The following is a 10475-nucleotide window of genomic DNA, read 5'->3' on the forward strand; positions in this document are numbered from 1 at the left end:
CCACCCCCACCGCCCTGGCGGCCCTCATACGAACCCTCGCCCCCAAGCGCGGAATGTGAGGGGGATCCGACGATCCAGGACAGAGAACGCTACGCCCGCGAGATCATCGCCCACCTGGATCCAGAAGGCCTCTACTTCCCCGTCTCCGACACCGCCGAGCTGGCCGCCCTCCGTGACCTGGGCGGCCGCCCCCGCATCCAGTTGGCCGGCTTCATCCCCACGGCCGACCTCCTGAACGGCCTGGACCACACCCAGCTCACCCACCTCTGGCTCAATGCCGAACCCACCGATCCGGACATATCCCAGCTGTCCCGCTTCCCCAACCTCCAGGTCTTCCGCGTCAACCCACGCATGCCCCGGGTACGTGCCGGGGGGTGAGGATCACGGCGTAGGCGAGCTGTATCCCGCCGGGCACCGTCTCGCCGTGGCGACAGCGCCGGGTGGTCGATCGTGCAACAGCCTGTTGCACAATCAGGGGACGGCACGTCTGCCGCACGCAGCGCACAGTTCCCGGGCCAGTACGCCTTCTCCCGCGGCGACCTGACGTATGTGCGGAAGCGACCCGCATTTTTCGGAGCCAGTTGTCCAACAGCCTGTTGGACAATCCGAAGCCGCTACGCTGACCTGCGTCCACGCCTCGGGGGAGTGACATGGAACCAGCAGCTGTAGGCCTCAGGTTGGCGTCGAGCGTGGTGTCGCCGCTGGTCAAGAAGCTGTTCGTGGTGGAGGGGCCGGGCGCCGGGCTGGTCGACAGACCCGTGCGGATAGCCGGGTTCGTGTCGTTCAAGGGCGAGAAGCGCACGCTCACCCGGCCCGACCTGCACAAACTCTGTGCCGAGCTGGTGAAGCGGGCCCTGAAGGACGGTGAGCGGCCCATCTACGCCGACGAGGAGCAGGCCGTCGTCCACGCCCTCGCCGACACCCTCTACGCCCTCGGCGACCTCACCATGACAGACGTCCAGGCGGTGGAACTCGGGCACGAGATCCTCGCCGCCAACCTCCGTTCGGCGAGTGGCAGTCCGGACCGGGACCTGTCCTTCGACGCGAGCCTGTTCTACCGCGGGCTACTCACGACGGCCTGCCTTCACATCCTGCACTTCTTCACCCAGCGGTCCACCTTTGTCCCGCGCACCCTTGTCGAGCAGACCCGCCGACAGCGCGAACTCGTCGCGAAGGTCGATGAGTTGATTGCCCGGACACCCCCGCCCGGCGGCACCGACAGAGCGTTCGAGGAGCGCTACCTCGACTACGTCGCCAGGATTCACAGCCATCTCACCATCTACGGCATCGACCTGGTCAACTCCCCCGAACGCTGGCCCCTCGACGCCGCGTACCTCAGCCTCCAGGCGCTGCGCCCGGCCGAGGACACCGAGGCGCCCGGCCCGGACGGGCCGCACCCCGCCTCCGGCGCCACCGCGCTGCCCGCCGAGCAGGCTCTGGCCGACCATGACCGCGTTCTCCTGCGCGGCGTGGCCGGCTCGGGGAAGACCACCCTGGTGCAGTGGCTCGCGGTCACGGCGGCCCGGGGCGAGCGCGGCGACCGTATCCCCTTCGTCCTGCCGCTGCGGACGCTCGTCCGCCGCCCCGGCGGGCTCCCCGCACCCGACGTCTTCCTGGACGCCGTCCGCGTCCCCTTCCACTCCACTCAGCCGGCCGGATGGGCGGACCGCGTGCTCAGCGCCCGCCGCGGGCTGCTCCTCGTCGACGGCATCGACGAGATCCCCGAGCGGGAGCGCGAGCGCACCCGTCGCTGGCTGCGTGAGTTGCTGGACGTCTATCCCGGAAACCTGTGGCTGGTGACCTCCCGCCCCTCCGCCGTACGGGAGGACTGGCTCACCCCGGACGGCTTCACGGAGCTGGCGCTGATGCCCATGAGCCGGGACGACGTCGCCGCGTTCATCGCCCGCTGGCACACGGCGGCCCGCCTCGACGTACCCGACCCCGGCGTCCTCGACGGTTACGAGCGCTCCCTGCTCGACGCCGTCCAGACCAAACCGGACCTCGGCCGCCTCGCCACCAACCCCCTGATGTGCGGTCTGGTCTGCGCGCTGCACCGGGACCGGCGAGGCTACCTCCCGCATGGCAGGCGGGAGTTGTACGACGCGGCCCTGTCGATGCTGCTGTCGCGGCGCGACGAGGAGCGGGACATGTTCGAGCACGGTGAGCGGGGCGGCGGCATCCGGCTCACCGAGCTGCCGCAGATCCAGCTGCTCCAGCGGCTCGCGTACTGGCTGATCCGCAACCACCAGTCCGAGATGGACCTTGACCGCGCCGAGCGGATCATCGCCGATGCCCTGCCCTCCGTGCCGGCCGCCGCCGCACAGGGTGACGCCGGGGAGATCCTGCGGCACCTCCTCGTCCGCAGCGGTCTGCTCCGCGAACCCACCGCCGGCACGGTGGAGTTCGTGCACCGCACCTTCCAGGACTACCTCGGCGCCAAGGCGGCCGTGGAGGACGGTGACTTCGGGCTGCTGGTGCGGGGCGCCGTGGACGAGCAGTGGGCGGACGTCGTACGGATGGCCGTGGCGCACGCCCGGCCGCGCGAACGGAGCGAACTGCTCCGGGACCTGACCGCCTCCGCGGAACGTCTGGAGGGCCCGGCCGCCACGCGCGTACGACTCCTCGCGCTCGCCTCACTGGAACACGCGACGGAGCTCGACCCGCATGTCCGCGCCGAGGTCGAGCGGAACGCAGCCGCGCTGATCCCGCCGGGCACGACGGAGGAGGCGCGCGCCCTCGCCGAGGCCGGGCCGCTCGTACTGGAGCTGCTGCCCGGACCGGAGGGGCTGACCGACGCCGAGGCACGGGCGGTGGTGGTCACGGCGTCGCTCGTCGGCACGGAGGCGGCTGTGCCGGTGCTGGCCCGGTTCCGGTCGCACTCGGCGCTGAAGGTGCGCACCCAGCTCACCTGGACCTGGCACCGGTTCGCGACCCCACGGTACGGGAGGGAGGTCATCGCCCACCTCTCCGAGGACGACCTCTTCTTCTCCGTGCAGTCGCGGGAGCAACTGCGTTTTCTGGGTGAACTGGGTGGCCGGCGGGCCCTCCAGCTCGTCGGCGATCTGGATCCGTCCGAGCTGAGCGCCGCGCTGTCCTCCAGCGAGGTGCTCCAGCTCCACATACGCGAGAATGCCGCGCTGCACGATCTCGGCTGCCTGTCGGGCGCCGAGCGGCTCACCTATCTAGACCTCAGGGGGTGCCCTGGGGTGGACGACCTCGCTCCGGTGTCCCGGCTGCGGCTGGAGTGGCTGTCGCTGGATCAGATGGCGGGTCTGGAGCGGCCGGGCGTCCTGTCCGCGCTCTCCGGTTCCGGCACGCTGCGCTCACTGGACATCGGTGTGACGCTGGACGCCGAATCCCTCGACGAGGCGCTTTCCCCGGATCTGCCGCTGCGGTTTCTGCGCCTGTCCAAGCGGGCGCTGTGGCGCACAGGCCTGCGTGGGCTGCGCCGGTTCCGGTCGCTGCGGCAGCTGAGTCTTGGCCACCTGTTCGGGGAGCTCGCCCCCGAGGACTACGCGGAGGTGGCCCGGCTGCCCGAACTGGCGGAACTGCGGGTCAACTGGCAGGCGGTCGGCTGGCCCGGCCCTCCGCTGCCCCGTATCCGCAGCCTGCGGCTCAGCAGGTTCACCGGGCGTGAAGAGGGCCTCTCGGAGATCCCGGCGCTCTTCCCCAACCTCCAGTCCATCTCGATCGGTCTCGACTCGGAGACCGCCGAGGTGCCGGAGCACCTCCTCGCGGCCCTTCCGGTCACCCCGGCCATCGAAACAAGGCACAGCGTGCTGTGATCCGCCTCTCACTCTCATTACCGGCAGGTAACTCCCCGGCCTCTTAAGGTCCATCCTTGTCCACGAGCATGCACCTGACACTCACCATTCAGCGTGGACGTGAGAGGACCCCCACACCCATGACCACACGCCCCTGGACGCGCCGTACCGGCATCGCCGCCTTCGCCCTGGCCGCCGTCGTGACGATGGCCGGCCCCGCCGGCGCCGCGACCGTCCCGAGCACCACCATGACGGCCGCCGCCTCGACCGCGACGACCACGGCCGCCCCCGCGGTCACCGCCGCCGACGTCGACTACGACACCTGGCAGAAGGACTGCCAGGCCGTGATGGACCAGGCACTGCCCTACGTACAGCAGCGGATCGCGAACGCCGCCCCGGGCGAGAAGCAGGCGATCGTCCTCGACATCGACAACACCACCCTGGAGACCGACTTCGGCTTCAGCTACCCGCAGCCCGCCAACAAGCCGGTCCTCGAAGTCGCCGAGTACGCGCAGGAGCACGGCGTCTCCCTGTTCTTCGTGACCGCGCGACCGGGCATCATCGCCTCGGTGACCGAGTACAACCTGAAGCACGTCGGCTACGAGGTGTCCGGACTGTACGCCCGGGGCCTGGGCGACCTCTTCAGGGACGTGGCCGAGTACAAGACCGCCCAGCGCGTCGACGTCGAGTCGCAGGGCTACACGATCATCGCGAACATCGGCAACAGCGCCACGGACCTGTCGGGCGGGCACGCCGAGAAGACGTTCAAACTGCCGGACTACGACGGCCAGTTGTCCTGAGAAGTGAACAGCGGAAAGGGGCTGCCCCGGGAGAAACTCCCGGGGCAGCCCCTTTTCCGTTCAGGCCGAGCGCGGAGGCTACGCCTCCTTGCTCAGGTTCGGACCGGCGCCGCCGGCCGCCTGCTCGATCGGCGGGACGTCCGGCAGGGCCGACTTCTCCTCACCGCGGAAGGTGAAGGTCTTGGCGTCGCCCTCGCCCTCCGTGTCCACGACCACGATGTGGCCCGGCCGGAGCTCGCCGAAGAGGATCTTCTCCGACAGGCTGTCCTCGATCTCGCGCTGGATCGTGCGGCGCAGCGGCCGGGCGCCCAGCACAGGGTCGTAACCCTTCTTGGACAGCAGCTCCTTGGCGGCCTGGGAGAGCTCGATGCCCATGTCCCGGTCCTTCAGGCGCTCGTCCACCTTGCTGATCATCAGGTCGACGATCCGGAGGATGTCGTCCTGCGTCAGCTGCGGGAAGACGACCACGTCGTCGACGCGGTTGAGGAACTCGGGCCGGAAGTGCTGCTTCAGCTCGTCCGAGACCTTGTTCTTCATGCGCTCGTAGTTGGTCTTCTTGTCGCCCGCGGCCGCGAAGCCGAGGTTGAAGCCCTTGGAGATGTCCCGGGTGCCGAGGTTGGTCGTCATGATGATGACCGTGTTCTTGAAGTCCACGACCCGGCCCTGGGAGTCGGTCAGGCGACCGTCCTCCAGGATCTGCAGCAGCGAGTTGAAGATGTCCGGGTGGGCCTTCTCGACCTCGTCGAAGAGGACGACCGAGAACGGCTTGCGGCGCACCTTCTCCGTCAGCTGGCCGCCCTCCTCGTAGCCCACGTAGCCGGGGGGCGAACCGAAGAGACGCGAGACCGTGTGCTTCTCGCTGAACTCCGACATGTCGAGGGAGATCAGTGCGTCCTCGTCGCCGAACAGGAACTCGGCCAGCGCCTTGGACAGCTCGGTCTTACCGACACCGGACGGGCCCGCGAAGATGAACGAACCACCGGGACGCTTCGGGTCCTTCAGGCCCGCACGCGTACGACGGATCGCCTTCGACAGCGCCTTGACGGCGTCGACCTGGCCGATGACCCGCTTGTGGAGCTCGTCCTCCATGCGGAGCAGGCGGCTGGACTCCTCCTCGGTCAGCTTGAAGACCGGGATGCCGGTGGCCGTGGCGAGGACCTCGGCGATCAGCTCGCCGTCGACCTCGGCGACGACGTCCATGTCGCCGGCCTTCCACTCCTTCTCCCGCTTGGCCTTGGCGGCGAGGAGCTGCTTCTCCTTGTCGCGCAGGGAGGCGGCCTTCTCGAAGTCCTGCGAGTCGATCGCGGACTCCTTGTCGCGGCGGACGCCGGCGATCTTCTCGTCGAACTCGCGGAGGTCCGGCGGCGCGGTCATCCGGCGGATGCGCATCCGGGAGCCCGCCTCGTCGATCAGGTCGATCGCCTTGTCGGGGAGGAAGCGGTCCGAGATGTAGCGGTCGGCCAGGGTGGCGGCCTGGACCAGGGCCTCGTCCGTGATGGAGACGCGGTGGTGCGCCTCGTACCGGTCGCGCAGGCCCTTGAGGATCTCAATGGTGTGCGGGAGCGAGGGCTCGGCGACCTGGATGGGCTGGAAGCGGCGCTCCAGGGCCGCGTCCTTCTCCAGGTGCTTGCGGTACTCGTCCAGCGTGGTGGCGCCGATGGTCTGGAGCTCACCGCGGGCCAGCATCGGCTTCAGGATCGAAGCGGCGTCGATGGCGCCCTCGGCGGCACCCGCACCGACCAGCGTGTGCAGCTCGTCGATGAACAGGATGATGTCGCCGCGGGTGCGGATCTCCTTGAGGACCTTCTTCAGGCGCTCCTCGAAGTCACCGCGGTAGCGGGAGCCGGCGACCAGCGCGCCGAGGTCCAGGGTGTAGAGGTGCTTGTCCTTGAGGGTCTCGGGCACCTCGCCCTTGACGATGGCCTGGGCGAGGCCCTCGACGACGGCGGTCTTGCCGACGCCGGGCTCACCGATCAGGACCGGGTTGTTCTTGGTACGGCGGGACAGCACCTGCATGACCCGCTCGATCTCCTTCTCGCGCCCGATGACCGGGTCGAGCTTGGACTCACGAGCGGCCTGGGTGAGGTTCCGGCCGAACTGGTCGAGGACCAGGGACGTGGAGGGCGTGCCCTCGGCAGGACCGCCGGCGGTGGCGGTCTCCTTGCCCTGGTAGCCGGAGAGCAGCTGGATGACCTGCTGCCGCACCCGGTTGAGGTCTGCGCCCAGCTTGACCAGGACCTGGGCGGCGACGCCCTCGCCCTCACGGATCAGGCCGAGCAGGATGTGCTCCGTGCCGATGTAGTTGTGGCCCAGCTGAAGGGCCTCGCGGAGCGACAGCTCCAGGACCTTCTTGGCACGGGGAGTGAAGGGGATGTGGCCCGAGGGCGCCTGCTGGCCCTGGCCGATGATCTCCTCCACCTGCTGGCGGACAGCCTCAAGCGAGATCCCGAGGCTCTCCAGGGCCTTAGCGGCGACACCCTCACCCTCGTGGATCAGGCCCAGGAGGATGTGCTCGGTGCCGATGTAGTTGTGGTTGAGCATCCGGGCTTCTTCCTGAGCCAGGACGACAACCCGCCGCGCGCGGTCGGTGAACCTCTCGAACATCGTTAATCGCTCCTCAGAGCGGTCAGGCAGTGAGGGGACGCTCCCCTCGCTGTCCTTCCGCAGCTTAGTCCCGCAAGCGGGGACCGCTCATTCCAACTGCCGACACCGTCCTTGGCCTCCTGACCCCGAACGCCGACATCTGCTCCAACCCGATGGTGCGAGACGATGTTCCCGCAGGCCAGGTGGTTAGCCTCACCATCAGTACGCCGATGGCGAACGCGAAACCGCCTTTCCTGCGTGTCGCCCCCTCCCACTAGGCATGTCTTACCCGCACGCACTGACACTCCATGCCGCGCGCACCGGTTCCCTCCGCTACGGGCGAACATCCTTGCGCCGCCGCACTCCCCTGGACGCCCCCCGATCCACCACCCTGTGTACATAATTCACCACCCAGAGTAACTTGAGCGCCCTTCGCGCAGTTGTTCCCAACATGGCATCCATCGTCCCCCTCCCCCGCCGTCCGCTCGACTCGGGCGACCGGGTGCGGGAGTGGTACGAGAACGAGCTCGGCTGGGCCACGCTGCCCGGATCGCCGGTACGGCTCAGTACGGGTGTGCGCTTCGATGTGCTCGACGTTCCCGCGGAGGCGGGGTTCGCGGCGCTGCGGCATCTGGCCCCGGGCTCGCCAGTGGCGCTGCGCGGAGAGCGCATGGCACTGCTGGTCGCGGCGGGCAGCGCGGACGAACTGCCGGGTCTGCTCGACTGGCTCGACTGGGGCACCCTCGCACTGGACCTCACGGCCGTCGGTGCGGGCGGCCATATCGAGGCCCCCCGGCCCTGGCCGCACGGCACCCCACGGCTCACGTCCCGCCCGGACGGCCACAGTGGGGTCTCATCGCCCCGGCCTCTTCCTCGGGGCGACCGCGCGGCGGCCGTGGAGCCCCGGACCGTTCCGGGCGCACGAACGTCCCCGCTCTCCGGCCGGACGGAAACGGGGGCACCGCTCCAGCCGTCGTCCGTGGACCGGGCCGGTCCACAGGGGGCCGCCGTGTGGCTGCGGCCCCCCGAGCCGGGAGGCGAGGTGGAACTGTCGCTGCCGACCCTGTCGGCGCTGGGGGGCGGTGGGTCCGCCCCTGACCTCGTACGACTCGTGGACACGGTGGCGACGTGGTGCCACCGGATCCGACTGCGACGCCTGAGCGATCAGGCGTTCGCCTTCTCGTAGGCCTCGCGGATGGACGCGGGGACGCGGCCGCGGTCGTTGACCTCGTAGCCGTTCTCCTTCGCCCAGGCGCGGATCTGTGCGGTGTCCTGGCTGCCGCCCGCGGCGGCGCGCGCCTTTCCACGTCCGCCCGAAGCACGACCTCCGGTACGGCGCCCGCCCTTCACGTACGGCTCAAGAAGGCCGCGGAGATTGTCCGCATTGGCGGTCGTGAGATCGATCTCGTACGTCTTGCCGTCCAGCGCGAACGTCACGGTCTCGTCCGCCTCGCCACCGTCGAGGTCGTCGACAAGAAGGACCTGAACCTTCTGTGCCACCGGATTTCCTTTCATCGATAACTTGAGGGTCGAGGGTCCGCGGCCGCAGCCGCTGTTTCGAGTCCCCTGTTATATGCAGTACTGCAGTACGTCGGAAAGCAAACCGCTTTTCCTTGAAAAACACAAACCCCTGGGAGAGGCCACGGACCCGGGGAAGACCGGAAACGTGCGCGTTTCGGACATAGGGAACCCGGGCATGCACGTCCACCGGAATACCGCTTGCCGATCCTGTCGATCTCTGTCGATCCCTGTCGGTCGTTGTGCGGATCCCCAGCGATCACAGATGCAGAAGCATCCGACTGTTACCCAAGGTGTTCGGTTTCACTCGTTCGAGACCGAGGAACTCCGCCACACCCTCGTCATAGGAACGCAGCAGCTCCGCGTAGACATCCCGGTCGACGGGAGTCTCCCCGATCTCCACGAAGCCGTGCTTCGCGAAGAACTCGACTTCGAAGGTCAGACAGAAAACCCGGCGAACACCCAACCAGCGGGCGGTGTGCAGCAACTTCTGCAGCAACTGGTGGCCGACGCCCAGCCCCCTGGCCTCGGGGTTCACCGCGAGGGTGCGGACTTCCGCGAGGTCTTCCCACATGACGTGCAGGGCACCGCACCCCACCACCTGGGCGTTGTCATCGCGTTCCGCGACCCAGAACTCCTGGATGTCCTCGTAAAGCGTGACCGTCGCTTTGTCGAGCAGGATGCCCCGGCGGACGTAGTCGTCGAGCAGGCCGCGCACATGCGGGACATCGCTGGTCCTGGCCCGTCGGACGGTGATGGCTTTCGCGGTGGCTTCGGGCCTCATCGCTGGCATGACCGGACGCTATCGCCCGGTGCCGCCCTGCGCCGAGGCGGGGTTCTCATCGGGGTCCTTGGGGGGCTCGGCTGTTTCGTCCGACGATTCGGCGCCGGTTTCGGCAGAGGTATCGGCTGCGGCTTCGCCAGCGGTATCGACTGCGGCTTCGCCGGCGCTATAGGCCGGAGCAGCGGTCGTTTCCCCGGGTCCGGGACCTTGCACGATACGTACGGCGACGTGGAGGGACTGTCGCTGTTCCTCGCTCATCATGCCGAAGAAGGTGACGAGAGCAGCCGCGGGGGTTGTCGCTCTGCGACCAGGCATCGTTCATGAGAGCAGCCACGTGGGCGGCACGAGTTGAGACCGCCTCATATCGATAGGCGCGACCTTCGGCCTCGCGTCGCACCCAGCCCTTCTGATGGAGATTGTCCAGAACGGTCATCGCGGTGGTGTATCGAGTTCTCCCAATGGGCGAGACACAACTCGACACCGCAGCGGGAGAAGTGGAGGAAGTAGGGGAAGCGGGAGAAGAAGAACAAAAAGGGCGTACGACTCGAAAAGCAGATGAGTCGTACGCCGATGAGAGGCGTGCCCGGGGTTCAGCCCTGGGCGTCGCCCTTGGATGCCTGCCGGGCGCTCTCCGCGCGGGCGAGGGCGGCGTCGACGGCCGCGTCCTCCTTGGCCTTGTTGGCGCCACCCTGGGACTTCACCATCGTCACGATCACACCGATGAAGAACACGGCCATCACGACGGGAGGCAGGAGCGCGGAGACGTAGTCCATGCGTCCAGAGTAGCCAGGGGGCGCCGGTGGGCCCCGGTCGGGTGGGCTTCGGCGGGTGGGCCCAGGTCTGGCGGGGGTCTGACGGGGCTACCGGGAGGCGGGACGTGGCGGGGCTCAGCCCGCGGCCAGCTGCCGCTGCTCGGGGTTCGCCGGCGGGCTGGGCTTGCGCTTGGGCGGGAAGACCTCGCCGGGGGTCGGGATCGGGCGGCGGCTCGGCGGGCTCGGAGATTTGGGCTGAGGCGACGGGCTCGGC

General features: G+C 68.8%; 7 protein-coding genes and 2 pseudogenes. 4 read left to right on the forward strand and 5 right to left on the reverse strand.

What is annotated here, in order from left to right; genetic code table 11:
* The 3 genes and pseudogenes from FPZ41_RS41010 to FPZ41_RS41020 form a co-directional block, all read left to right on the forward strand.
* A pseudogene (locus FPZ41_RS41010) lies at positions 1 to 378 on the forward strand (hypothetical protein); the annotation flags it as partial.
* A 272-nt stretch (positions 379 to 650) separates the two neighbouring features.
* On the forward strand, positions 651 to 3785 hold the full coding sequence (locus tag FPZ41_RS41015) for an NACHT domain-containing protein (protein WP_152869266.1): 3135 nt from the start codon (positions 651 to 653) through the stop codon (positions 3783 to 3785).
* A gap of 119 nt (positions 3786 to 3904) precedes the next feature.
* Positions 3905 to 4564, forward strand: coding sequence for an HAD family acid phosphatase (locus FPZ41_RS41020; protein ID WP_152869268.1), 660 nt, complete (start codon positions 3905 to 3907; stop codon positions 4562 to 4564).
* Positions 4565 to 4642: 78 nt separating this feature from the next.
* Here FPZ41_RS41020 and FPZ41_RS41025 read toward each other — a convergent pair whose 3' ends face one another.
* The gene (locus tag FPZ41_RS41025; protein ID WP_131569868.1) at positions 4643 to 7168 is read right to left on the reverse strand and encodes an ATP-dependent Clp protease ATP-binding subunit; all 2526 of its coding nucleotides are present in this window, start codon (positions 7166 to 7168) and stop codon (positions 4643 to 4645) included.
* Between the two features lie 430 nt (positions 7169 to 7598).
* Here FPZ41_RS41025 and FPZ41_RS41035 point away from each other — a divergent pair, with 430 nt between their 5' ends.
* Positions 7599 to 8333 (forward strand): SCO3374 family protein, encoded by a 735-nt coding sequence (locus tag FPZ41_RS41035; protein WP_152869270.1) that lies wholly within the window; start codon positions 7599 to 7601, stop codon positions 8331 to 8333.
* Here the strand turns inward: FPZ41_RS41035 and FPZ41_RS41040 are convergent.
* From FPZ41_RS41040 to FPZ41_RS41055, 4 genes and pseudogenes are all read right to left on the reverse strand, one after another.
* Positions 8312 to 8647: a histone-like nucleoid-structuring protein Lsr2 gene (locus FPZ41_RS41040; RefSeq protein WP_131569864.1), complete on the reverse strand. Its 336-nt coding sequence runs from the start codon at positions 8645 to 8647 to the stop codon at positions 8312 to 8314. The genes FPZ41_RS41035 and FPZ41_RS41040 overlap by 22 nt on opposite strands.
* 277 nt (positions 8648 to 8924) lie before the next feature.
* On the reverse strand, positions 8925 to 9458 hold the full coding sequence (locus FPZ41_RS41045) for an amino-acid N-acetyltransferase (protein WP_152869273.1): 534 nt from the start codon (positions 9456 to 9458) through the stop codon (positions 8925 to 8927).
* Positions 9459 to 9467: 9 nt separating this feature from the next.
* Positions 9468 to 9930: pseudogene (locus FPZ41_RS41050) on the reverse strand (BlaI/MecI/CopY family transcriptional regulator).
* Positions 9931 to 10039: 109 nt separating this feature from the next.
* The gene (locus FPZ41_RS41055) at positions 10040 to 10222 is read right to left on the reverse strand and encodes a hypothetical protein (RefSeq protein ID WP_131569858.1); all 183 of its coding nucleotides are present in this window, start codon (positions 10220 to 10222) and stop codon (positions 10040 to 10042) included.
* Positions 10223 to 10475 lie beyond the last annotated feature (253 nt).

This window comes from Streptomyces acidicola (assembly GCF_009377235.1).
GTDB lineage: Bacteria > Actinomycetota > Actinomycetes > Streptomycetales > Streptomycetaceae > Streptomyces > Streptomyces acidicola.